This is a genomic window from Leifsonia sp. 10L418, assembly GCF_056395445.1.
Map to the genome: position 1 here is coordinate 339,510 of NZ_JBFTJN010000003.1, position 23,695 is coordinate 363,204.

The window sequence follows — 23,695 nt, forward strand, 5'->3', positions numbered from 1 at the left end:
AGCTTATCGCGAAAGGCTGGCACGCTTCTCTTTGACGCTGCTCGCATACACGTCGTCATACTCCTGCTTGCTGAGGTGCTGCAGCTCGTACATGAGCTCGTCGGTCACAGAGCGCAACACGAATCGGTCACCCTCCATTCCCTCGAACCGGCTGAAGTCGAGCGGCTTGCCGATGACGATGCCGATGCGGCGAATCTTCGGGATGCGGGTTCCGGTCGGCATCGCCTTCTCGGTGTCGATCATTGCCACGGGCACGATGGGAACGCCGGATTCGAGCACCATCCGGGCCACCCCGGTGCGCCCCCGGTACAGCTTCGCATCGGGGCTGCGGGTGCCTTCGGGATAGATGCCGAGCACGTCGCCGGAGCCGAGCACGCGGAGGCCGGTGTTGAGGGAATCCTCAGAGGCCTTGCCCCCCGACCGGTCGATCGGCAGCTGCCCGGACGCGGTCATGAACAGGCGGGTCGCCCAGCCCTTCAGACCCTTCCCGGTGAAGTATTCGCTCTTGGCGAGAAACGCGACACGACGCGGCACCACCAGCGGCAGAAACACCGAGTCGATGAACGAGAGATGGTTGCTGGCCAGGATGACGCCACCCTGTTTCGGGATGTTTTCCAGGCCGATCACCCACGGCCGAAACAGACCGAGAAGGATCGGTCCGACGACAATGTTCTTCATGATCCAGTAGAACATCGTTGACTCTCCTCCGCCGCTCTTCAGCCTACTGCGACAGGGCGTGCAGGCGGGCGAGATCCGCCGCGCCGACAACGCCGGCGTCGTTGACGAGTTCTGCCGTCTTGAACTCGGGTTCGGGGTGGTAGCCCCTGGCCGGCAGGTGGTCGAGGTAGGAGGTGCGGATCGGCTCGAGCAGCAACTCGCCGGCTGCGGCGACTCCCCCACCGAAGACGAAGACCTGCGGGTCAAGCACGGCCCCGAGGCTCGCGCAGGCTTGCCCGAGTGCAGCGCCGAGCTGGCGCAGGGCGGCCAGGGCGCCGCCATCGCCGTCGATGATCAGCCGGCCCACATCGTCACCGGTGAGCCCGCCGTTCTGCTCACGCACCGAGGCGAGACCGAGGCCGACGCCGCCGGCATCCGCAAACTCGTTGGCGATGCGTAGCAGCGCCCGACCCGAGCCGTACTGTTCGATGCAGCCGTGGGCGCCGCAGCCGCAGGGAAGTCCGTCGGGAATCAGGCGCAGGTGGCCGAGCTCGGCGCCGGCTCCGAAGCCACCGCGGAACAAGCGATCGTTGGCGACGATGGCGCCGCCGACGCCGGTGCCGATGGTGAGCGTGACCATGTCGCTGTACAGCCGGCCGGCCCCGTAGCGAAACTCGGCCCATCCTGCGGCGTTGGCGTCGTTCTCGATGATGACCGGCAGGTCGAGTCGCGCTTCGAGCTTGTCGCGGAACGGTTCGTTGCGCCAATTGATGTTGGGGGCGTAGTACACGGTTGACTGCGCGGCGTCGATGAATCCGGCAGCGGCGACACCGGCGCCGATGACCTTCTCCCCCGCCGACAGGCTCTCGATCATGGCAACGACGGCGTCTTCGATCTCGCGCGGGTCGCCGGCCGGGCTCGGCACCCGCTCGGCCCGGAGAATTGCGCCGTCCTCGTCGACGAGGGCGCCGGCAATCTTGGTTCCGCCGATATCAATGCCGATCGCGTGCACGTATTGCACCTTTCCTCGTGGGAGTCGTGGGGAGTCTGCTCACAGAGCAAGTGGGTGAACTGCGGTGTCGTGCGGGTGGGAGACAGGTGTTCTGGCGGGAGAACGCGCCAGCGAACTGTCAGAGCACCGGGAGCAGCACCCCCTAGAGTGTAGTAAACCAGCTAGCCGCAGGGCGAAAGAGACATCGACGCCGTGTGGCCACCCGGTATTCACCGCCCGCCCGGTACCAAAGGAGTTGCCGTGAAACAGATTGACATGCCAGCAGTGGTCCCCGCCGACCCCGATGCCAACTGCACTGATCTGCTGATCGGCCGGTTGGCTGCCACCCCAGACTCCGTGTTGTTCTCATTGCCGAGCAACAATGGCTGGCTGCCGGTGACGACCAGGGAGTTCCACGCCCAGGTCATCGCCCTGGCCAAGGGCTTCGTCGCCGCAGGTATTGAGCCCGGCGACAAGATCGGTCTGATCTGCAAGACCCGCTACGAGTGGACCTTGATCGACTTCGCCGTCTGGTTCGCCGGCGCCGTGCTCGTGCCGATCTACGAGACCAGCTCCCCCAGCCAAATCCAGTGGAGCATGAGCGATTCGGGCGCCACCTCGATCCTGATCGAGACCCCCGACCACTTCTCCAAGTTCGATGAGGTACACGCCGACCTGCCGTTGATCGGTTCGGTCTGGCAGATCGACCTCGGCGACCTCGACAAGCTCGTCGCCGGCGGCGTGAACGTGACGGATGACGAGATCGAGCGCCGTCGCAACCTCGCGGTGAGCTCAGATATCGCCACCCTCATCTACACCTCCGGCTCGACCGGCAAGCCCAAGGGCTGCGTGCTCACCCACGCGAACTTTGTCGAGACCAGCCGCAACGCGGGCGTCGCCCTGCACGAGGTGCTCTCAGACGAGAACGGCGCATCGACGCTGCTGTTCATCACCACCGCCCACGTCTTCGCCCGCTTCATCGCGGTGCTCTGCGTCGACAACGGCGTGCGGGTCGGACACCAAGCGGACACCAAGCAGCTTCTTTCGTCGCTCGGGAGCTTCAAGCCGACCTTCCTCCTTGCTGTCCCCCGGGTCTTCGAGAAGGTCTACAACTCGGCTGAGCAGAAGGCTGAAGCCGGCGGCAAGGGGAAGATCTTCCGCGCTGCGGCCGCGGTTGCCGTCGAGCACTCCGAGGCGCTCGAAGCCGGCCAGAGCATCCCGATGATGACCAAGATCAAGTTCGCCCTGTTCGACAAGCTGGTCTACAGCAAGTTGCGCGCGGCGATGGGTGGCAACGTCAAGTACGCCGTGTCGGGATCGGCACCGCTCGGGGCTCACCTCGGCCACTTCTTCCACAGCCTCGGCATTGTGATCCTCGAGGGTTACGGCCTGACCGAGAGCACCGCACCGGCCACGGTGAACCTCGCCACAAAGTCGAAGATCGGCACGGTCGGCCCCCCGCTGCCCGGAGTGTCGGTGCGCCTCGACGACGACGGTGAAATCTCGCTCAAGGGCGTCAACATCTTCAAGGAGTACTGGAACAACCCAGAGGCGACCGCCGAGGTGTTCAACGACGGATGGTTCAAGACCGGCGACATCGGCGCGATCGACGATGACGGTTTCCTCACGATCACCGGACGCAAGAAGGAGATCATTGTGACGGCCGGTGGCAAGAATGTCGCCCCCGCCGCGCTCGAAGACCCGATTCGCGCCAACCTGCTGGTCGGCCAGGTCGTTGTCGTCGGCGACAAGAAGCCCTTCATCAGCGCGTTGATCACCCTCGACCCGGAAATGCTCCCCGTCTGGCTCAACAACAACGGGGAAGACGCTGGGATGACCATCGCCGAGGCCTCCACCAACGCGATCGTGCTGGCCGAAGTGCAGCGCGCGGTCGACCACGCCAACGACCGAGTGTCGCGGGCTGAGTCGATTCGCAAGTTCGTGGTTCTGCCCGGCGAATTGACTGAAGCCGACGGCTACCTGACACCGAAACTCAGCATCAAGCGCAACATCATCCTGCGCGACTTCGCCGAGACGATCGAGAGCCTGTACGCGGACTCAGTCGTGACCGAGAGTCAGCCGGTCATTCGCGAGTAGCTCGCACCAGACGCTGAGGCGGGTTCGACCATTTCGGTGGTCGGGCCCGCCTCTCTCGTTCCTTGGTGGTAGTTAGAACCAGCTCGACTCGCGCACTTCCTTCATCGCGGCCTTGCGGCTCGGGCGATCGAGGCGGTCGAGGTAGAGCATCCCGTCGAGGTGATCGGTCTCGTGCTGCAGCGCCTGCGCCATCAGCCCGGTTCCGGAGAGTTCGATCGGCTTCGAATCGAGGTCGATGCCGGTGACCCGCGCGAACGGGTAGCGCATCGTCGGGTACCAGAGTCCCGGAACCGACAGGCAGCCCTCGTCGACGAGTTCCGGCTCCCCCGTCAACTCGACGATGACCGGGTTCAGGATGTACCCAATCTCACCATCGACGTTGTAGCTGAAGGCCCGCAGGTTCACGCCGATCTGTGCGGCGGCAACGCCGGCCCGGCCGGGAAGGCGCACACTGTCGATCAGATCGGCGACGAGACCGCGAACGCGCTCATCGATGACGGTGATCGGGTCGGAAACGGTCTTCAGTACCGGGTCTCCGAAAAGACGAATCGGGCGCTCGGCCACGGGTGGACTCCCTGTCGTGATGGGGCGCGCACCGCGGGTGTCCGAGCCGCGCCGAAAGTGAAGTGGGCTGAGTTAAACGGCGCGCGTGGCCGGAAGTCCCTCGACCACGAGTGCGGCCAGCGTGCGTGACGCGAGCTTCGTGATCGGCTGCAGGTCTTTGTAGGACACCACACTTCCCGCAGCCAGCTGCGGGTCATAGGGAATGCGTACGATCTCGCGCACGCGCGAGCGGAAGTGGGACTCGATCTCCTCGAGCTTCACCAGGTTCGTGCCCTGGGTCGCCGTATTGAGCGCAACGATGGAGTTGCGCACCAACTCGCCGTAGCCGTTGGCTTCCAGCCAGGTCAACGTTTCAGATGCCAGCCGGGCCTCATCGACGCTGCCGCCGGAGACGATGACGATGGAGTCGGCACGCTGCAGCGTGGCTCGCATCACCGAGTGAACGATGCCGGTGCCGCAGTCGGTGAGCACGATTGAGTAGAACCGTGCAGCGAGGTCGGCGACGACGTTGTAGTCGTTCTCGTCGAAGGCCTCGGAGAGCAGCGGGTCGGTGTCTGACGCCAGGATGTCGAGACGGGTCTCGTCGCGGGAGACCAGAGCCGAGAAGTCGGTGAAGCCGCCGATCGAGGCGGCCTTCGTGACGACGTCGCGCACCGTCGACCGGGTCTGCTTGCTGACCCGCTCCGACAGCGTGCCCCGGTCAGGGTTGGCGTCGATCGCAATGATGCGGTCTTCGCGGGCGTCGGCCAGGGCCATCCCGAGCAATGCGGTGACCGTGGTCTTACCGACACCGCCCTTGCGGGTGAGGATCGGCACGAAGCGTGCGCCACCCTCGAAGTGCTTGCGGATGCGGGCGTCGAGTTCATCGGCAGCGCGCACCTTGGCCGAGTCACCCAGGTTCACCAGGTGCAGCGTCACGTTGTAGACGAATCGGTTCCAGCCACCGCGCGGAGCCTTACGGGTGCGACGGTTGACCGTGAGCAGACGGTCGGAGGTGAGCATCGACGCAGATTCCGGGGCATCAATCGTGCCAGTGCCCGAACGGCGGGCCGGAGAAATCGCGGTTTCGGTGTGGGCGCCGCTGTGGCCGTCGGAATATCCGGCGCTAAGCGACGCCGAGCGGTCCGAGCGGTCGGCACGGGCGACCGTCGGGGTACTGATCTCAATCGTGTGAGTCGACGGCTGCGCGGGTGCCGTGGCAGTGCTGCGGCTGGTCACCGACGAGCGCGGGCTGCTGTCGAACGCGCGGGACCGCGAACGCGAGTCGTCGAGCGCACGTGCCCTGGCAGACACCGGCTCGGTGGGCAGCGCGACACTGAGGCTGTCGGGCAGGGCCGCCGCCATGTTCTTGATCGTGTGCGGGGGCAGCTCACTGTGATACTCGTCGCCAGGCTCAGCGATCAGGGCGACGTCGGGTTCCGTCGAAGCAAGTTCAACGGAACCCTCATCGTCGATGCGTTTTTCAGACAAAAGTCAATCTTTCCCTCGGTGGACCGAGGCCAAGCCTACCGTGGTCGAACGACGACCAGCAGATCTCCCGCATCGACCTGCTGTGTCTTCGGGATTGCCACCCGTTCGATGGTGCCGGCGATCGGCGAGGTGATCGCCGCTTCCATCTTCATTGCTTCGATGGATGCGACGGTCTGACCGGCCTCCACGCTGGCTCCATCTTCGATCTGCAGGGTGACGACGCCCGAGAACGGGGCAGCCACCTGACCCGGCTGGTTGGCGTCGGCCTTCTCCGCAACCTTGGTCTCGACGGTGATGCTGCGGTCCCGCACGAAGACAGGGCGCATCTGGCCGTTGAGGATCGTCATGACGGTGCGCATGCCCTTGTCGTCGGCTTCACCGATCGCTTCAAGGCCCGCGTAGAGACGCACGCCCTTCTCGATCTCGATGATGCTTTCGCGACCCTGGTTGAGGCCGTAGAGGTAGTCGACGGTGTCGACGGCCGACAGATCGCCGAACAGCTCACGGATCTGCTCGAACTGACGCGTCGGTGCCGGGAACAGCAACTGGTTGAGCATCTGACGGCGTGACGTGCTGTCGGCGTTCAACGCCTTGCGCTCGGACTCCGTGATCTCCGTGACGCCGATCTTGATGTTGCGTCCGGCGAGCACCTTCGTGCGGAAGGGCTCCGGCCAGCCGCCCGGCAGGTCGCCGAGCTCTCCGGCCATGAATCCGACAACCGAGTCAGGCACGTCGTAGTTGCCGGGGTTCTCGGCGAAGTCGGCCGGGTCGGCTTTGACGGCTGCGAGGTAGAGGGCGAGGTCGCCGACGACCTTCGACGAGGGGGTGACCTTGGGCACCCGGCCGAGGATCGCATCCGCGGCCGCGTACATGTCTTCGATCAGCTCGAAGTGGTCGGCCAGACCCAGCGCGACTGCCTGCGTGCGCAGGTTTGACAGCTGACCGCCCGGGATCTCGTGCTTGTAGACACGGCCGGTCGGGCCGGCGAGGCCGGATTCGAACGGTCGGTAGACCATGCGCACGGCTTCCCAGTACGGCTCCAGGTCGAGCACATTCTGCAGCGGGATGCCGGTGTCGCGCTCGGTGTGAGCCAGGGCTGCGACGAGCGAGGAGGCCGACGGCTGGCTGGTGGTGCCGGCCATGGAAGCGGATGCGACGTCGACGGCGTCGGCACCGGCCGCGCTGGCGGCCAGCAGGGTCGCCAGCTGCCCACCCGGGGTGTCGTGCGTGTGCACGTGCACCGGCAGGTCGAAACGCTCACGGAAGGCCGTGACGAGCTTGGCCGCCGCGGCGGGACGGAGGAGCCCGGCCATGTCCTTGATGGCGAGGATGTGCGCGCCGGAGTCGACGATCTGCTCGGCCAGACGCAAGTAGTAGTCGAGCGTGTAGAGCTTTTCGTCCGGGTTCATCAGGTCGCCGGTGTAGCAGACGGCCACCTCAGCCACGCTGGTGCCGGTTGCCAGAACGGCGTCGATGGCCGGACGCATCTGCGAGACGTCGTTCAGCGCATCGAAGATGCGGAAGATGTCGACACCGGTGGCCGCGGCCTCCTTGACGAAGGCATCGGTCACCTCGGTCGGGTACGGGGTGTAACCAACGGTGTTGCGGCCGCGCAGCAGCATCTGGATGTTGATGTTCGGCAGCGCCTCGCGGAGCGCGGCGAGACGCTCCCACGGGTCTTCGCCGAGGAAGCGCAGCGCCACGTCGTAGGTTGCACCGCCCCAGGCCTCGACAGAGAGCAGCTGCGGGGTGAGGCGAGCCACGTACGGTGCGGCGGCGACGAGGTCGCGGGTACGCACCCGGGTGGCCAGCAGCGACTGGTGAGCGTCACGGAACGTCGTGTCCGTCACCGCCAGTGCGGTCTGCGCACGCAGCGCCTGAGCGAAGCCGCGCGGGCCGAGCTCCTGCAGCCGCTGACGCGAACCGGCCGGGGCCGGAACCGAGAGGTCGAGGGTCGGAAGCTTCTCGGCCGGGTGGAGGGTGGTCGCCGGCACGCCGTGCGGGTGGTTGACCGTGACGTCGGCCAGCCAGTTCAGGATCTTGGTGCCGCGGTCCTTCGACGCGCGACCCTTCAGCAACTCGGGACGCTCGTCGATGAAGGAGGTGCTCAGGTTGCCGGCTGCGAAGTCGGCGTCGTCGAGCACAGCCTGCAGGAACGGGATGTTGGTGGAGACGCCACGGATGCGGAACTCGGCCAGCGCACGCTTCGAGCGCGTGACCGCGGCTGCGTAGTCGCGCCCACGGCAGGTGAGCTTGGCCAGCATCGAGTCGAAGTACGGGCTGATCTGAGCACCCGGGTTGATGGTTCCACCGTCGAGTCGGATGCCGGCGCCACCGGGCGAACGGTACGTGGTGATCTTGCCGGTGTCGGGTCGGAACCCGGCCGTGGGGTCTTCCGTGGTGATGCGGCACTGCAGGGCGGCGCCGCGCAGCTTGATGTCCTTCTGCAGCAGGCCGAGATCGGCGAGCGACTCCCCTGCGGCGATGCGGATCTGCGAGACGACGAGGTCGACATCCGTGACTTCCTCGGTCACCGTGTGCTCAACCTGGATGCGCGGGTTCATCTCGATGAACACGTGCTGTCCGGCGCGCTCGCCCTCGGTGTCGAGCAGGAACTCGACGGTACCGGCGTTGACGTACCCGATCGAGCGGGCAAACGCGATGGCGTCTTTGTACATGCGCTGGCGCACGTCTTCGTCAAGGTTCGGGGCCGGAGCGATCTCGATGACCTTCTGGTGGCGGCGCTGAACCGAGCAGTCACGCTCGAACAGGTGGACCGTCTCGCCTGTGGCGTCGGCGAGGATCTGAACCTCGATGTGACGGGGGCGGAGCACGGCCTGCTCAAGGAACATCGTCGAGTCGCCGAATGCGCTCTTCGCCTCGCGCATCGCTTCTTCGAGCGAGCCACGCAGTTCGGCCTTCGTGTTCACGCGGCGCATGCCACGGCCACCACCGCCGGCGACGGCCTTGGCGAAGATCGGGAAGCCGATCTCGTCGGCCTGGCTGATCAGGAGGTCGACGTCTTCAGACGGCGGGGTCGACTTGAGCACCGGAACGCCGGCGGCAATCGCGTGTTCCTTCGCGGTGACCTTGTTGCCGGCCATTTCGAGCACACTCTTGCCCGGGCCGATGAAGGTGATGCCCGCTGCAGCGGCAGCCTCGGCCAGTTCGGGGTTCTCAGAGAGAAAGCCGTAGCCGGGGTAGATGGCGTCGGCGCCGGACTCCTGAGCGACACGGATGATTTCACTCACCGTGAGGTAGGCGCGCACCGGGTGGCCCGGTTCACCAATCTCATACGCCTCATCGGCCTTCAGCCGGTGCAGCGAGTTTCGGTCTTCGTGTGGGAACACCGCAACGGTCTTCGCGCCGAGTTCATAGGCCGCTCGAAACGCTCGAATCGCGATTTCACCACGGTTGGCAACAAGAATCTTGGTAAACATTCAGACCTTTCGAGCGTGGGGCGGCACACAGCTAACGGTTAGGTTCTGTAAGCCTACTGAAGGTAACGTAGCTACTTGTGCACGTACTTAGCGTCAGCTCCCTCAAAGGAGGCGTAGGAAAGACCACGGTGACCCTTGGTCTTGCTTCTGCTGCCTTCGCCCGCGGTGTGCGCACCTTGGTCGTTGATCTCGACCCCCAATCGGATGTGTCCACCGGCATGGACATTCAGGTGGCCGGCCATCTGAACGTGGCCGATGTGCTCGCTTCTCCCAAGGAGAAGACAGTGCGCGCCGCTATCGCCCCGAGTGGCTGGACCAAGGGGCGTTCCGGAACGATCGATGTGCTGATCGGAAGCCCGTCGGCCATCAATTTCGACGGACCGCACCCCAGCATCCGTGACATTTGGAAACTTGAAGAAGCATTGTCGACGGTTGAGCACGAGTACGATCTCGTGCTCATTGACTGTGCGCCGTCGCTCAATGCGCTCACTCGCACCGCCTGGGCCGCCAGCGACCGCGTGGCCGTTGTCACCGAGCCCGGCCTGTTCTCGGTGGCCGCCGCCGACCGTGCGTTGCGCGCCATCGAAGAGATTCGCCGTGGACTCAGCCCGCGTCTGCAGCCGCTCGGCATCATCGTCAACCGTGCCCGCACGGCGTCGCTGGAGCACCAGTTCCGCATCAAGGAACTGCGGGACATGTTCGGCCCGCTCGTGCTCAGCCCGCAGCTGCCCGAACGTACCTCGCTGCAGCAGGCGCAGGGTGCCGCAAAGCCGTTGCACATCTGGCCGGGCGACAGCGCGCAGGAAATGGCGCGCTACTTCGACCAGCTGCTCGATCGGGTTCTGCGCACCGCGCGAATCGGCGACTATGCGGAGAAGCCGCGCGACGCGTAGTCGGCTAGCAACCTCGGTGGTTGAGGAGCGCCCGACGGAGTCGGCCGCGTCTCGAAACCGCGTGAGCCACTGTTCAAACGCAACCGTCGGTGATCGAGCCTGTCGAGATCACCTGAGCGAGTGCTCAAACGCAACCACGTTCAGAGATCGTCTCGCGTGGTCACTTCGACAAGCTCAGTACATCGCTCGAGAGACGCGCGCTCGCAAGCTCGCGCGCTCCTCGACCAACGAGATAGAGGTTGATTAAGAGATTTTGCGCGACGTCCGACGCTGAGCAAGTTCGTCAGCCTGGTCGACAGCCTGCACGTCGAGCTCGACGAGGCTTGATTCGACCTCACGCAGCACCTTGCCGACGGCGATGCCGAAGACACCTTGGCCGCGGCTGACGAGGTCGATGACCTCGTCGTTCGACGTGCAGAGGTAGACGCTGGCGCCATCGCTCATCAGCGTTGTCTGGGCGAGATCGCTCACGCCGGACTCACGCAGCTGATTGACGGCGGTGCGAATCTGCTGAAGCGAGATTCCGGTGTCGAGAAGGCGCTTAACGAGCTTCAGAACGAGGATGTCGCGGAATCCGTAGAGGCGCTGCGAGCCGGATCCGGCTGCGCCGCGAACGGTCGGCTGCACGAGTTCGGTGCGTGCCCAATAGTCGAGCTGGCGGTAGCTGATTCCCGCAGCGCGGGCTGCGACGGCTCCCCGGTAACCGGTGTGCTCATCGAGCTCCGGAAGTCCGTCGGTGAACAGCAGGTCCAAACCGTAGCGGGAAGCTTCGCTCTGGGAATTGAGTTCACTCATACGCTTGCCTCTCGGGGTTTGTCTGCGACGCTGACGGCTCGCAGTAACCACGCTATCGAGGCAAAGGACGTTCGGCCTTCACATCCGTTAGACGGATTCGGCGTGTCGAGCCAACTATTTGTGGGCAAGCCGATCGGTGGCGCTTTTCCAGTGTACGTCTTTAGGTGACAAGTCGCCCGAGAGCAGACCGAATCAGGCTGCCGCGCACGACTTCGAGCTGCCCGGCGATCTCCACCGCCATCTCACTGGCCTTCGCCCGACTCGACGCATCTTTGCGCCGGGACAGCGGCACAAGGGCGCTTTCGATCAATCCCAGCTCGCGTTCTGCCGCTCCGCGGAAGCCGCGCAAATGCCGTGGCTCGATGCCACTCCGCTGCAACTCGACCAGGGCTTTGAGCACGCTCAAGGCCTCATCGCCGTAGTGATCGGCCGGCAAGATGATCGATGCGGAGATCGCGTCGTGAAGCAGCGTCGTTGACGCAGCGGCCTCGCGCAGCAATTCCTCGCGGCTGAACCGCCGCGTGGTGGTCAACATTGTCGGTCCGAGAGTTGCCCCGCCCGGAAGCGTCGGCGACAGTCCCGCATCCAACTCTTCGAGGTAGGTGCGAATGACCTTGAGCGGAAGGTAGTGGTCGCGCTGCGTCGACAGAATCAACCGGAGGCGCTCGACGTCGCTCGCGCCGAACTTGCGGTAACCCGATTCGGTGCGTGCAGGGAAGACCAGCCGCTGCTCCTCGAGAAATCGCAGCTTCGACGGTGTCAGGTCAGGAAACTCGGGGGTCAACCGAGCGAGTACCTGCCCAATACTCAGCAATGGCGCGGCGTGTGAAGACTTTGCCGCGGCGGAGACAGGGCTCACTAGTCGCTCTTCGCACGCGCGCGGTCGTGCCTCGATGCGTAGAAGGTGAGTCGGAACTTTCCGACCTGCACCTCTGCGCCGTCAGTGAGCACGGCCGATTCGATGCGTTCGCCGTCGAAATAGGTGCCGTTCAAGGAACCCAGGTCCTTGACCTCGAACTTGGTTCCGTGTCGCAGGAACTCGGCGTGACGGCGAGACACCGTGACGTCGTCAAGAAAAATGTCAGCCTCGGGATGACGACCAACGGTCGTCACATCGGCGTCGAGGAGGAAACGCGCACCCGTGTTCGGGCCACGCCGCACAACGAGCAGCGCAGACCCCGAAGGGAGCGCAGCGATCGCTTCCTGCTCTTCGGCACTGACATCCGCATCGATGCCGGCCATCGCGGCAGCGAACTCTTGGCTGAAGTTCAGAGTCGTATCAGTGCTCCCCGACGAGCTGTCGGGCGCCACCTGGCGCTCTGTGTCGTGCTTCTCGTCGGAATTTCCCACCGTAGACCTCCTAGTGTTCCAGCGTATCGGATTGAACGGGCGCCGTGCCGCGCGGCAGGCGAATCACCCGTACGGTTTCAATGGCGTAAATGATGCCGGCCCACCAATAGAGGAAGGCACCCCAGAGGCCGAAAGCCCAGCCGACGGGTTGTGACCACCACGCAACAGAGGGGAACGCCTCACCGAGCATGATCATCGGCAGGGCATAAAACAGGCAGAACGTGGCGACTTTGCCCAATTGATGTACCGGCAGTGGGCCAAAGCCATAGTTGGCCAAGACGACACCGAGACCGAGCAGAAAAACGTCGCGCCCGACGACGACGAGAACGATCCACCACGGCACGAGGTCTCGCCAGGCCAGACCGATCAGTGCGGCGAAAATGTACAACCGGTCGGCGGCCGGGTCGAGAAGCTGGCCGAGTCGGGTGATCTGGTTCATCCGGCGGGCCAGGTAGCCGTCGAGAAAGTCTGTCGCACTGGACACGATGAGCACCAGCAGCGCGGCGACGTCCTCGCCTTCGACGATCAGCCAGAGGAAGACCGGAACCAAGGCCAGCCGAACGAACGACAGAATGTTTGGAAGTGTCCACACTCGTGAGCCGGCGTCCTTGTCCCCTACAGCTCTCACACCACCTGATTCTAGTGAGAGAGGCCGACACTGCCCGGGAGGCCATGGCACCAATCGGCAGACAAGGTGACCATTCGCTCTCGACGCGGCCGGTTTCGATCGAGCTCAGCCGAGGTCAGCCGAGCCGAGTGCGGAGCGCCGACCAACTTGCCTCAAACCCAGGATGCAGCGGGAGGAGCTCGACCTCGCGCGGCAAAACCCAGCGCAGCTCGATGCTCTCCGGATCACTGATCACCGGTTCGAAGCGGTCGGTGGCCACCGCCACAACCGTCGTGTACGACCAATAGCCGAGGTCGAACACGGAGGTGAAACTCACCCGCACGAGTTCGGCGGGAACGCCGGCTTCCTCGTTGGCTTCACGGAGGGCGGCCTCGACCGCTGTCTCATGCTCATGACGGGCTCCGCCCGGAAGCCCCCAGGTGTCACCGTGGTGGCTCCAGAGCGCGCGGTGCTGCAACAGCACACCGAGCTCCGGGTGATACACGAGCAATCCTGCCGCTCCGAAGCGACCCCAGTACTTGTGGCCGTCCGGTCCGTAGACCCACGCCTCATCGCTGCCGCTCATAGATCAAGCATGCCGCATCCGTTGCGTGGGAATGACTCAGACCGAAACGATGGTGTGAACGTCGGCGGCGCCGAGTCGGCTGCGCCCGTTGAGATCGGCCAGCTCGAGAACGACGCCGACGCCGGTCAACGTGTAACCGGCGCGCTCGACCAGGCGGGCGGTGGCCGCGATGGTTCCACCGGTGGCGAGCACGTCGTCGACGATCAGCACGCGAGAGCCGGCCGGAAGCTGACCGACCTCAAGCTCCAAACGGGCCGAACCGTATTCGAGGTCGTACTCCTCGGTCAGCACGGTGCCCGGAAGCTTGCCGCCCTTGCGCACGGCCAGAACCGCGGCATCCGCCGCATAGCCGATCGCCGCTGCGAGCAGAAAGCCGCGTGCTTCGATACCGGCAACAGCATCGAACTGACCCTGGAATCGCGAGACGAGCGCATCGATGATCGACCGGAAGGCCGCAGCGTTGGCGAAGACCGGGTTGAGATCCTGGAACAGGATGCCGTCTTGGGGGAAGTCGGGGTAGCTGGCGAGGTGCGCGTTGACTTCGTCGGCGGCGGTGCGGGCGACGAAGGAGGGAACAGTGGAGGTCTCGGGTGAATTCACCACTTAACTGTAGGCGCTCACAGATGAGAAGACCCGTAGAGTCGAAGCATGGACCCACTCTCGACCGTGCGCGTCGACAGCTGGACCTGGGCGGTCCGGCTGTTCAAGACGCGTTCACTGGCCACGGCCGCATGCCGGGCCGGACACGTGCGCGTCAACGGCGACCGGGCGAAGGCTGCACAGTCGGTGAAGGTCGGCGATGAAGTGCGGGTGCGCTCGGCGGGATTCGACACCATCGTGGTTGTCACGCGCGTGGTGGCCAAACGGGTCGGTGCCGCGGTGGCGGTCGAGTGCTACACCGATCTGACCCCGCCGCCGCCCCCGCGCGAGGAAGTCGCGCTGCTGCCCATTCGCGATCGCGGAACCGGGCGTCCGACGAAGCGTGAGCGGCGGGAACTCGAGGAGTTGCGCGGGCACTGAGCCGGCCTCGCGAAGTCAGCCGGCCCGGCGTGCGATGTTCTCCAGAGAGACCGGCTCGACAAGCTCCCCGAACTCCACCCGACTCCACCAGACGCCCTCGGCCCGCCGTTCGGCACCGGTCGAGAATCGGTAGAGAAACACGCGTGCCCGAATCCAGCGGGGCGGTTCGTTGGGGAACGGGTTGACCCGCAGCATCCGTAGCAGGGTGCGGTCCCCCGCTAGCAGTTGCATCAGCAGCATCTCGAACCAGCGAGTGTCGGGAGTGCCGAGAGCTAAGAACCACATCAGCCAGTCAAGACGCAGGTGATAGGGCGCGAACTGCCTCGGCATCCGTTTCGGGTCACCCGGCTTGCCCCGAAACTCGTACTCCCGCCATCCGTCGGGACTCGGCCGGGCGTCGGCATTTCCCTCCACGACGACCTCGAACCGGTGCCGGGTCACCGTGCCGAACGCGCCGTAGGCGTTGACCAGGTGATAGCGGTTGAAGCTTGCGTTCATCAACTGACGGTGCGCGAACAGGTTGCGCAGGGGGCGATAGCTGAGCACGACGAGCCACGCCGTCACGGCGGAGACGAGAAGCGCGAACCAGAGCGGCGAGACGGATGCCACCGGCCCGGTGGACAGGCCGGGAAGGATCGTCTGAAACGTGCGGTCATCGACGGCCGAGCAGGCGAGCACGATGGTGATCCAGTTCAGCCAGGCGAAGTTGCCCGTGAACACGAGCCAGAGCTGGGTGAGGATCATGATGCCGGCCGCGACCGAGGCGACCGGTTGCGGCGCGAACAGAAAGAACGGCACGATCAGCTGGGCAAAGTGGTTGCCGAGCACCTCGCCGCGATGCATCCATTTTGGAAGATGATGCACGTACCAGCTGACCGGGTTGGGCATCGGCTGCGTCTCATGGTGAAAGTACAGCGCGGTCAGGTCGCGCCATTCCGGCCCGCCGCGCATCTTGATCATGCCCGCGCCGAACTCGAGCCGGAAGACCAGCCATCTGAGGAACAGGATCACGACCAGCGGCGGCGCCACCTCGTTCGAGCCGAGGAAGGCGACAACGAAGCCGGCCTCCAGCAGCAGACTCTCCCAACCGAAGGAGTAGAAAGTCTGGCCGACGTTGACGATCGACAGGTCGATCGCCCAGAGCAGCAGGAAGATCAGCAGCGGCAGCCACGGCGGCCCGAGCTGCGGAAGCCCGACGATGAGTGTCGCCGCACCCACTGCTCCCGCAACGGCCAGTATTCGCAGCATCCGGTCGGAATAGCGCCAGTGGAACAGACTCGGGAAATCGCGAAATCTGATGCGGCTGACAAACCGGGCGACGGGCAACAGACCGTGATCGCCGAGCAACGCCGGAAACTGGTTGAAGGCGGAGATGAAGGCGATCAGAAAGCAGGCTGCAACGCCGCGCTGCAGAATCTCCCGCGCGATGAGGTAGTCCCCGGCATTCCACCAGGGGGTGTTCCACCAGTCCATGGTGTTGCCCAGGTTAGGCTCCGCGGGGTGCGGTCTCTACCGGCTCCGAACCTCTCGACACCGAAATACCGGTGGTCGAGCCTGTCGAGGCCCCGCCGGCCGACCCTCAAGCGCGACGAGCGTCCAGGGGCCAACTCACGGGATCTCGACAAGCTCGATCACCGGTTCTGTTCGATCACCGGTTCTGCTCGATCACCGGCTCTGCTCGATCACCGGCTCTGCTCGATCACCGGTTCTGCTCGATCACCGAGCGTATTACTCGGTCAGCACCGGTTCTGCGGCATGCTCCGGCAGTTCGTGGCCGGGCAGCGCCTGACCGGCGCGCATCTCGCCCTGCATCGCTGCGGCCGCTGCAGAACCTGCCGCGTGACCGGACAGCGATCCGCCGACGAGCCCGCTGAGCAGATCCTTGATGCCCATGCCCATGGTCGAGGTGAGAACCGAGTCAACCTCGGTGAAGCCCGACGCGACGTTCTTGGTCAACTGGCTGGCGCCATCCGTGGAGATCACGGTCAGCTGATCGATGTTGCCCATCGGCGCGGCAAGTTCGTGCGCGATCTGCGGAAGCATCTCGACCATGCGCAACTGCAAGAACGCCTCTGACTGCTGCGCCAGTGCCTCGGCGCTCAACCGAGTGGCTTCGGCTTCAGCGGTTCCCTTGGCCAGAATGGCGTCTGCCTCTGCCTGACCTTCGGCACGGATGGCCTCCGCGGTGGCGACACGGCTGTCACGGTCGGCGTTGGCCGCGGTCACGGCTGCCTCTGCCGCGGCGGCAGCGGCAACCCTCACCCGGTAGGCATCGGCGTCGGCGACCGCGTTGACCTCGGAATCGAGCTCGGCTTTGCGCAGATTGGCCCGGCGCTGGGCGGTCAGTTCCTGCTCCTGCACGATGGCCTGCTGAGCCTTCGCCTCGGCGAGCGGCTTGGCCGCCGCAGCCTCGGCTGCTGCCTTGTCGGTGTCGAGCTGCAGGGCGGCCTTGCGAAGCGCCAGGGTGTTCTGCGCCTCGGCGACGGCCTGCTCCGCGCTGATGGCTGCTTCCTGGGCTTCACGGTTCGCCTGGTGCTCGGCGACCTCTGCCTGACGACGCACCTTGGCCTGTTCCGCACGACCGATGTCGCGGATGTAGTCATTCTCGTCGGTGATGCCCTTGATTTCGAAGGAGTCGACATCGAGGCCCTGGTTGGCCAGCGACTCGCGCGCGGTCGCGAGAACCGAGGAACCCAACTCGTCACGCTTCTGGATGATCGTCATCACGTCGGTGGCGCCGATCGATGAACGGAGCGACCCCGACAACACTTCCTGGGCGAAGTTGTCGATGTTCTTGTCCTGCCCCAAGAAGCGCTGCGCCGCTGCCCGGATCGCCAACGGATCGTCGCCCACCTTGACGATCGCAACGGCTTCAACGGTCAGAGTGATTCCGTTCTTGTCCTGCGCAACGGCAGTGATCTCAATTGCCCGGCTGCGCAGGCTGATCTTGAAGGCCTTCTGGAAGAACGGGGTGATGAACACGCCCTGCCCGTGCACGACGCGCTGACCCGAGTGCTCGGTGGTCGTGCCGTCGACGACGGTCTTGCGGGACTTCTTGCCGGTAATGACCAGCGCCTCGTCAGGTCCGGCGTTCTTGTAAACGCTCTTCGCGTAGATCAGCGCAATCAGAAAGACAAAGAGGGACGCCCCGATAATGCCGGCGACTGGGCCAAACAGAAAGTCGAACATGTGTGGTCCTTTCGGTCCGCAGAGACACGGACTGTGGTGACACGCTGGGTCGATTCCGACCGCGTCGCACGATGAAAGCACCCCTGCCCCCACCCCGCTCCCCCAAACTACAGGGCCGGGCACGTGTCGTGACGGATGCTGCGGCATCCGCGTCAGGGTTGGACGCCCCGCCATCGACCTGTCAGGCTGAGAAGATGACCGTGACGAGTGCGCATCCTGATGTGCGCGAAGACGGTTGGACGCCCCGCCGTCGACCTGTCAGGCTGAGAAGATGACGGTGACGAGTGCGCATCCTGATGTGCGCGAAGATCTGGGCGTCGACCTGCGTGAAGCGGTCGGCTTGCAGAGTCCCTGGGTGACGATCGTCTGGAATGATCCGGTCAACCTGATGTCGTACGTTTCGTATGTCTTTCGCAGCTACTTCGGCTTCACTCCTGCGGAATCCGAACGTCTCATGCTGCAGGTGCACAACGATGGCCGGGCCGTCGTCGCCACGGGCAACCGTGAGGAAATGGAACGCCATGTCGAGGCCATGCACGGCTTCGGGCTGTGGGCAACACTGGCCAGGGCGGAACAGTAATGCCACAGAGCAGTGCCAGAGCGGAGCGATCATGAATGTCGAGCGGAGCACCGACGGCGGCCTCACCGCCTGGTTCGCGCCGGTCGAGGTGGAGCTGCTGCGCCTGGCAACAAGCCAGCTGGTCGAGCTTCTTTCGGGGGCCGACGACGACGGTGCGCTGGACTCCGACCCGGCAATCCAGCGGATGCTGCCCGATGCGTACAGCGACGACCCGGAAGCGGCCGAGGAATTTCGCCGCTTCACGGCAAGCGGGTTGCTCGATCAGAAAATCGAGAACGCCACCCTGGTGCGTGACACGCTCGCGAACGTGCAGGGGGTCGACGATCTGCTGCCCGACCACACCGAGTCGACCCGCACCGAGAACATCGAGTCACACGAGTTGGTCGTCATCGAGGGGACGGCCGTGTTGAGCTGGCTGCGCGCGTTGACTGATCTGCGTCTCACCCTGGCCGAACGGCTGAAGATGTCACCCGATGGTGAGATTCACCTCGATGGCGAGGAGGCCGAGTTCTTGAACGATCTCTACGACTGGCTCGGCATGGTGCAGGAGTCGTTCATCTACGCGATCGACGTCTGAGCGTTCGTCGACTGAGCAGGCGGCACTTACGCGGTCGGCGCCTGAGCCACGGCCAACGACGGCACGGATGCCGACGGACGAGGTCGCGGACGAACCGCGACCGGAACAGCGGCCTCGACGGTCGCGGCATCCGCAGTCGCTTCGGTTGCGCTCGCCGGCGCGGAACCGGCCGGCGTTGCCGTGCCCAGAATGCCACCCAGGCTTGCCTTGATGCGTTCTTCGGCGGAGTCGTCGGTGTGGCTCGCGGCAACGTTCGCCTCGGCGACGGCGCGCACAACCTCATCGCGCTGAATTCGCACTCCACGCGGAGCGTCGACCCCCAGCCGGATGCTGTCGCCGCGCACGTCGAGCACGGTGACGACGATGTCGTCACCGATGAGGATTTTCTCCCCCAGTTTGCGTGTCAAAACCAGCATGAGTTCAGCCTAACGCTCCGTTTCGAGCTCAATTGGAGCGGGCACCTCAAGACACGGCCTGACCGGGAGCGCTGAGGCTCGCCTGGGCGATGCGGTTGATTCCGTACAGCGCGTGGTCGGCCAAGCGAGCGAGGTACGCGCTGCGATTGGCCGGAGCGATCCGTGACTGCAGCACGTAGCTGTTCTCTTCAGCCTCAGAATCTGCGTAGTGAGTGGCGAGGCCGTCACGAAGCAGTCGGATGGCCTCGGCGCGTTGCTGGGACACCGCCGAGTGCGTCGTGCCCAACTCGGCGGCGACATCCTTGACCGAGCGGTCACCGAAGTAGACCTGCTCGACAATGAAACGCATCTTTTCGGGAAGGGAATCGACCGCGGCACGGAGGTAGGCGAGGCGCTCGGCAGCAAGAAGGGTGTCTTCGGGCATCGCGGAATCAGCGACGAGAAACTCAGCGGTGACATCGTCAAGAGCCGACAGCGTGCGTGAGGCATCGGCCAGGCCGACGGCCGCGACGCTGCGGTCTACACCGAGTGCCGAAGCGATCTCGTCGACGTTCGGGGTGCGTCCGAGGTGGGCAGCGAGTGTTTCCTGAACGGCAAGGGTCTCTTTGATGCGGCGCCGTGCCGATCGCGTTGCCCAGTCTGCCGAGCGCATCTCGTCGGCGAACGCCCCAATGATTCGGCGCCGGGCGAATGCGCCGAACGGAATGCCGAGTTCGGGGTTGAATGCATCGGCCGAAGTAATCAGAGCGAGCGCGCCTGCCGAGGCGAGGTCATCCCTCGAGAGGTGACGGGCTTTTGCCCAGACCTCAGAAACGAGGTAACCGACGAGCGGAAGGTTGTCCACGACCATCTTGTTGCGACGTTCCTGATTCAATTCCTTGACCCCTGTTTGCTCGCGGGCACGACCGTATGAACCGAGCCGATACGCTCGGTTTCTCCCTCATCGTGCACCTGAAAAAAAGCTGTGTACTGCCTTCCTCAAACCTACAAGCCAGGGGTTTTAAAACTTGAGATTTTGACCCCCATTACGGGGCAGACAGCGTCCTATCTTAGGGGGACACGATTATCCTGAACTTGCCACTTACATCGACCATTCACCGGCCGATAGTGCCTGTTACGGGAAGCAAGTGACGTGGTACTGCCCCACCACCGAGGCCCCGATCAACCCCCGAGGAGGTGCCCTTGAGCATTCACGAACTCTCCGCAGTGCTGTGGAAAGAACGCGAGCTGTTGGAGCTCCTGGTCTTCAAGCTTGAGGTCGAACGACTTCTGCTCACCAGCGGAAAGACCCGCTGGATTCAACGTGCATCTGACGAAATCGAACAGGTCACCGGCCGCCTTCGTACCCTGGGTCTTGCCCGTTCGGTCGAGGTCGCCTCCGTTGCTGTGGAGTGGGGCACCGCTGAAGATGCCACCCTGCGTGAACTGATTGCCGTTGCCCCCGACGGTGTCTGGTCCGAGATTCTCGAGTCACACCTTGACGGCCTGCTCGATCTCACCAACCAGATCCGTGATGTGCGCGACGCCAACGAACAGCTTCTGCGCGCGGCGTCACGCTCCACACAGGAGACACTCGCCGGCACCGTCATCTCGGCCAACACGTACGACGCCCAGGGGAACGCATCTTCTCGCCCCGAATCTTCCCGCCTCGTGGATAAGGACATCTAGTGAGCACTTTCAGCGGCCTCAACACGGCCTATTCCGGCCTCGTCGCATCCCGGACCGGAATCGAAGTCACCGGACAGAACATCGCCAACGCGAAGACAGCCGGCTACACCCGCCAGCGCGTCACCCAGGATGCGATGAATCCCCTCGCGGCGACCGGCCGCATCTCCACCCGACTGGCCGCGGCCGGCCAGGGTGTCACCGTCACGGGTATCGATCGAATCGGGGATGTCTTCCTCGATGCGCGCGTGCGCACCACGTTTGGCTCGTCCGGCTTCGCGAACGTTCGGGCCAACTCGCTGAGCAACCTCGAGAAGTCGCTCAATGAACCGGGCACGAACGGCATTTCCGCGCAGCTCGGCGACTTCTGGTCGTCCTGGCAGGACCTCGCAAACAATGCGGGCAAAGCAGCGGCCGGCGCCGTCGTGATCGAAGAGGCCAACGTGCTCGTCTCGCAGATCGCCGCCGGCTACAACGCGGTGTCCGCCGAGTGGAACGCGGTCCGCGGCAGTGCGGATGCCCAGACCAAAGAGCTCAACTTCGCCGCAAACCAGGTCGCAGAACTGAACGTGATCATTCGCGACACGCTCAGCCGTGGTGGTTCCGTGAATGAACTTCTCGATCAGCGCAGCCAGTACACCACCGCGATCGCTTCCCTGGCGGGCGGCACGGTCAACGAACGCCCGGACGGCACTGTCGACGTCGTGGTCGGTGGCAACGTGCTCGTGTCAGGTGACACCGCCAACGCCGTCGTGTTCGGTGGCTCGACATCAATCGAGGGCGCCGGAGTGACACTTGAGTGGGCGGATCACCCCGGGCGCCCGGTCGCGCTCAGCAGCGGTGAACTCGCCGGTTCGCTCTCGGTTCTCGCGCCCGCCGTTGCCGGTGGAAAGGGTGGACCGCTGGCCGAGGCGGCTGCGGAGTACAACAACCTGGCGACGAAACTGGCTACACAGGTCAACAGCGTTCACAGCACCGGGTACAACGCTGCCGGCGTGACGGGGCTGGACTTCTTCGCCTTCACGCCGGGTACATCGGCTGCGCTCGGCCTGAAGGTTGTTCCCACACAAGGCGATGAGATTGCGCTGTCGGGTGTCAACGGACCGTCAGCCGACGGGTCAAACGCCGACAAGATCGCTCAGCTCCGACTGGGTTCCGGCTCTCCCGACGCCACCTGGTCGACATTCGTCACCACCGTCGCCGTCGCAACAAAGAACTCCTTGCAGCAATCGAAGCTGGCAGACCTGGCAGCAAGCGCCGCGTCGTCTGCGCAGCTCTCGAACGCATCGGTGGATATTGACGAAGAGAACGTCAATCTGGTGATCAACCAGACCGCGTACCAGGCTTCGGCCCGAGTCTTCACAGCCGTCGATGAAATGCTCGATACCTTGATCAACCGCACTGGACTGGTAGGACGCTAACCGATGATCACTCGAGTCACGACGCAGACGATGATGAATTCGTCGCTGCGCAACCTGCAAACTTCGTCATCGGAACTTGCTCGTCTGCAAGATCAGGCCGGCAGCCGCAAAGCGATCACGCGCCCGTCTGACGATCCGTCGGCAACCGCCAACGCACTGGCCGTGCGCGCGGCAATCAATTCGAACAAGCAGTATGAGCGCAACATCAACGACGGCAACGGATGGCTGACCACGGGGGACTCTGCGCTCGCGTCGGTCACCGAACTGATGAAGAAGGCGAAAGACTTGACCCTGCAAGGAGCCAACGACGGCGCCCTCTCGCCGCTCGCCAAAGAAGCAATCGCTGTTCAGCTCGAATCGATCAGAGACGAGCTGCTCGACAAGGCGAACTCCACCTACCTCGGTCGGAGTGTTTTCGCCGGGACGTCGGATGCCGCCCAGGCTTTCGGGGCCGGCCCCGGCTATGCCTACACCGGCGGACAAGGCACCGTCGAGCGACGAATTTCCGACGGATCGACCGTTCGGGTCGATGTCGACGGAGCCCAGGTCTTCGGACCCGGAGCCGGAGCGGCTTCGATGTTCGGCGAAATTGATGCGATCGTCAGCGATCTGCGGAGCGGTGTCAACGTCGGCGCCCGCATCGCGACACTCGACACTCGTCTCGACACGGTTTTGACCGCTACGTCCACTGTCGGATCCCGCCAGGCAACGATTCTCGATGCGAAGTCTTCGAACCTGGACAGCAAAGTCGACCTCGAAGCGACACGCGCCGGCCTCGAGGATGTCGACATCAACAAGATCATCCTGGAGCTGAAAATGCAGGAAGTCAGTTACCAGTCAGCCTTGGCCGTGACCGCCCGGACCCTGCAGCCGACCTTGATGGACTTCCTCCGATGAGCGCGGCTGAACTGAGCGCAGCCGATGCCGGTGCGACCACCGTTCTGAAGTTCGTCGCTCCGCCGTTCGGGCTTGAACCGCTTCGCGATTTCACCCTGGATGCTGTCGAGGGCAGCATCGGACTCTACTCACTGCGTCCTGACGGCTTTCCGGACACACGACTCTTTCTGCTCGATGCAGCGGTTCATCTCACTGACTACCAGCCCCTGCTGTCTGATGAGCAATGCGCGTCAATCGACCTCACCGCCGTCGAAGACGTGGCTGTCTTTGTGGTGGTGAACCCGAGCGACGAAGAGTCAACGGTGAATCTGATGGCGCCGATCGTGGTGAACCAGAACACCGGTGTCGCCGCGCAGCTGATTCTTGACGATCCGACCTGGCCGCTCAAGGCTCCTCTGGCGTCGCTCGTCACCCGCTAGCGCACTGTCGCGTGAACGCCGCCGTCTCGGCGGTCGTCTCTGTCGAGCCCGCACGAAAGCA

Annotated in this window: 24 protein-coding genes; 9 read left to right on the forward strand and 15 right to left on the reverse strand. The window is 64.3% G+C overall.

Features of this window, described 5'->3' with window-relative positions; translation table 11 throughout:
- Positions 1–3: 3 nt before the first annotated feature.
- Both AC1DCF_RS09515 and AC1DCF_RS09520 read right to left on the reverse strand, forming a co-directional pair.
- Positions 4–693 (reverse strand): lysophospholipid acyltransferase family protein, encoded by a 690-nt coding sequence (locus AC1DCF_RS09515; protein ID WP_441789002.1) that lies wholly within the window; start codon positions 691–693, stop codon positions 4–6.
- 28 nt (positions 694–721) lie between these two features.
- Positions 722–1,669, reverse strand: a complete 948-nt coding sequence (locus tag AC1DCF_RS09520) for an ROK family glucokinase (RefSeq protein ID WP_477210789.1) — start codon at positions 1,667–1,669, stop codon at positions 722–724.
- A 255-nt stretch (positions 1,670–1,924) separates the two neighbouring features.
- On the opposite strand from AC1DCF_RS09520, the gene AC1DCF_RS09525 reads away from it, so the two are divergent.
- On the forward strand, positions 1,925–3,745 hold the full coding sequence (locus tag AC1DCF_RS09525; protein WP_477210920.1) for an AMP-dependent synthetase/ligase: 1,821 nt from the start codon (positions 1,925–1,927) through the stop codon (positions 3,743–3,745).
- Between the two features lie 72 nt (positions 3,746–3,817).
- On the opposite strand, the gene def is transcribed toward AC1DCF_RS09525, so the two are convergent.
- The 3 genes from def to AC1DCF_RS09540 all read right to left on the reverse strand — a co-directional run bounded on the left by def (position 3,818) and on the right by AC1DCF_RS09540 (position 9,219).
- Positions 3,818–4,309 (reverse strand): peptide deformylase, encoded by a 492-nt coding sequence (def, locus tag AC1DCF_RS09530; protein ID WP_477210790.1) that lies wholly within the window; start codon positions 4,307–4,309, stop codon positions 3,818–3,820.
- 72 nt (positions 4,310–4,381) lie between these two features.
- Positions 4,382–5,779 (reverse strand): MinD/ParA family ATP-binding protein, encoded by a 1,398-nt coding sequence (locus tag AC1DCF_RS09535; RefSeq protein WP_477210791.1) that lies wholly within the window; start codon positions 5,777–5,779, stop codon positions 4,382–4,384.
- Between the two features lie 35 nt (positions 5,780–5,814).
- Entirely contained in the window at positions 5,815–9,219 is a 3,405-nt protein-coding gene (locus tag AC1DCF_RS09540; protein ID WP_477210792.1) for a pyruvate carboxylase, read from the reverse strand.
- Positions 9,220–9,296: 77 nt separating this feature from the next.
- Here AC1DCF_RS09540 and AC1DCF_RS09545 point away from each other — a divergent pair, with 77 nt between their 5' ends.
- On the forward strand, positions 9,297–10,112 hold the full coding sequence (locus AC1DCF_RS09545; protein WP_345061911.1) for a ParA family protein: 816 nt from the start codon (positions 9,297–9,299) through the stop codon (positions 10,110–10,112).
- A gap of 243 nt (positions 10,113–10,355) precedes the next feature.
- Here the strand turns inward: AC1DCF_RS09545 and AC1DCF_RS09550 are convergent, their stop codons facing one another.
- From AC1DCF_RS09550 to AC1DCF_RS09575, 6 genes are all read right to left on the reverse strand, one after another.
- Positions 10,356–10,907: a MerR family transcriptional regulator gene (locus AC1DCF_RS09550; RefSeq protein WP_441789007.1), complete on the reverse strand. Its 552-nt coding sequence runs from the start codon at positions 10,905–10,907 to the stop codon at positions 10,356–10,358.
- Positions 10,908–11,067: 160 nt separating this feature from the next.
- Complete coding sequence (ftsR, locus tag AC1DCF_RS09555; protein ID WP_477210793.1) at positions 11,068–11,766, reverse strand: transcriptional regulator FtsR; 699 nt, start codon at positions 11,764–11,766, stop codon at positions 11,068–11,070.
- Positions 11,766–12,218, reverse strand: a complete 453-nt coding sequence (locus AC1DCF_RS09560; RefSeq protein ID WP_441789321.1) for an FHA domain-containing protein — start codon at positions 12,216–12,218, stop codon at positions 11,766–11,768. Before AC1DCF_RS09560 ends, ftsR begins: the two co-directional genes overlap by 1 nt.
- A 49-nt stretch (positions 12,219–12,267) precedes the next feature.
- Positions 12,268–12,885: a CDP-alcohol phosphatidyltransferase family protein gene (locus tag AC1DCF_RS09565; RefSeq protein WP_441789009.1), complete on the reverse strand. Its 618-nt coding sequence runs from the start codon at positions 12,883–12,885 to the stop codon at positions 12,268–12,270.
- A 115-nt stretch (positions 12,886–13,000) separates the two neighbouring features.
- A complete protein-coding gene (locus AC1DCF_RS09570) occupies positions 13,001–13,450 on the reverse strand; it encodes an NUDIX domain-containing protein (RefSeq protein ID WP_477210794.1) in 450 nt (149 codons plus the stop codon).
- Between the two features lie 36 nt (positions 13,451–13,486).
- Positions 13,487–14,050 (reverse strand): adenine phosphoribosyltransferase, encoded by a 564-nt coding sequence (locus tag AC1DCF_RS09575; protein WP_477210795.1) that lies wholly within the window; start codon positions 14,048–14,050, stop codon positions 13,487–13,489.
- 48 nt (positions 14,051–14,098) lie between these two features.
- On the opposite strand from AC1DCF_RS09575, the gene AC1DCF_RS09580 reads away from it, so the two are divergent.
- Positions 14,099–14,470, forward strand: a complete 372-nt coding sequence (locus tag AC1DCF_RS09580; protein WP_477210796.1) for an RNA-binding S4 domain-containing protein — start codon at positions 14,099–14,101, stop codon at positions 14,468–14,470.
- A gap of 15 nt (positions 14,471–14,485) precedes the next feature.
- On the opposite strand, the gene AC1DCF_RS09585 is transcribed toward AC1DCF_RS09580, so the two are convergent.
- Positions 14,486–15,943 carry a lipase maturation factor family protein gene (locus AC1DCF_RS09585; protein WP_477210797.1) on the reverse strand — a complete coding sequence of 486 codons (1,458 nt, stop codon included), beginning with the start codon at positions 15,941–15,943 and terminating at the stop codon, positions 14,486–14,488.
- Between the two features lie 255 nt (positions 15,944–16,198).
- Positions 16,199–17,659: a flotillin family protein gene (locus tag AC1DCF_RS09590; RefSeq protein ID WP_441789014.1), complete on the reverse strand. Its 1,461-nt coding sequence runs from the start codon at positions 17,657–17,659 to the stop codon at positions 16,199–16,201.
- A gap of 271 nt (positions 17,660–17,930) precedes the next feature.
- On the opposite strand from AC1DCF_RS09590, the gene clpS reads away from it, so the two are divergent.
- Positions 17,931–18,239 carry an ATP-dependent Clp protease adapter ClpS gene (clpS, locus tag AC1DCF_RS09595; protein ID WP_477210798.1) on the forward strand — a complete coding sequence of 103 codons (309 nt, stop codon included), beginning with the start codon at positions 17,931–17,933 and terminating at the stop codon, positions 18,237–18,239.
- Positions 18,240–18,270: 31 nt separating this feature from the next.
- Complete coding sequence (locus AC1DCF_RS09600) at positions 18,271–18,816, forward strand: DUF2017 family protein (RefSeq protein WP_477210799.1); 546 nt, start codon at positions 18,271–18,273, stop codon at positions 18,814–18,816.
- 26 nt (positions 18,817–18,842) lie between these two features.
- Here the strand turns inward: AC1DCF_RS09600 and csrA are convergent, their stop codons facing one another.
- Both csrA and AC1DCF_RS09610 read right to left on the reverse strand, forming a co-directional pair.
- Positions 18,843–19,232: a carbon storage regulator CsrA gene (csrA, locus tag AC1DCF_RS09605; RefSeq protein ID WP_477210800.1), complete on the reverse strand. Its 390-nt coding sequence runs from the start codon at positions 19,230–19,232 to the stop codon at positions 18,843–18,845.
- Positions 19,233–19,278: 46 nt separating this feature from the next.
- Complete coding sequence (locus tag AC1DCF_RS09610) at positions 19,279–20,106, reverse strand: sigma-70 family RNA polymerase sigma factor (protein ID WP_441789018.1); 828 nt, start codon at positions 20,104–20,106, stop codon at positions 19,279–19,281.
- A 302-nt stretch (positions 20,107–20,408) separates the two neighbouring features.
- On the opposite strand from AC1DCF_RS09610, the gene AC1DCF_RS09615 reads away from it, so the two are divergent.
- From AC1DCF_RS09615 to AC1DCF_RS09630, 4 genes are read left to right on the forward strand one after another with little or no spacing between them, the layout of a single operon-like run.
- Positions 20,409–20,900: a flagellar protein FlgN gene (locus AC1DCF_RS09615; RefSeq protein WP_477210801.1), complete on the forward strand. Its 492-nt coding sequence runs from the start codon at positions 20,409–20,411 to the stop codon at positions 20,898–20,900.
- A complete protein-coding gene (gene flgK, locus AC1DCF_RS09620; RefSeq protein WP_477210802.1) occupies positions 20,900–22,318 on the forward strand; it encodes a flagellar hook-associated protein FlgK in 1,419 nt (472 codons plus the stop codon). Before AC1DCF_RS09615 ends, flgK begins: the two co-directional genes overlap by 1 nt.
- Before the next feature lie 3 nt (positions 22,319–22,321).
- Entirely contained in the window at positions 22,322–23,215 is an 894-nt protein-coding gene (gene flgL / locus AC1DCF_RS09625) for a flagellar hook-associated protein FlgL (RefSeq protein WP_477210803.1), read from the forward strand.
- Positions 23,212–23,634 carry a flagellar assembly protein FliW gene (locus tag AC1DCF_RS09630; protein ID WP_477210804.1) on the forward strand — a complete coding sequence of 141 codons (423 nt, stop codon included), beginning with the start codon at positions 23,212–23,214 and terminating at the stop codon, positions 23,632–23,634. The genes flgL and AC1DCF_RS09630 overlap by 4 nt, the downstream gene beginning before the upstream one ends.
- Positions 23,635–23,695: the final 61 nt, after the last annotated feature.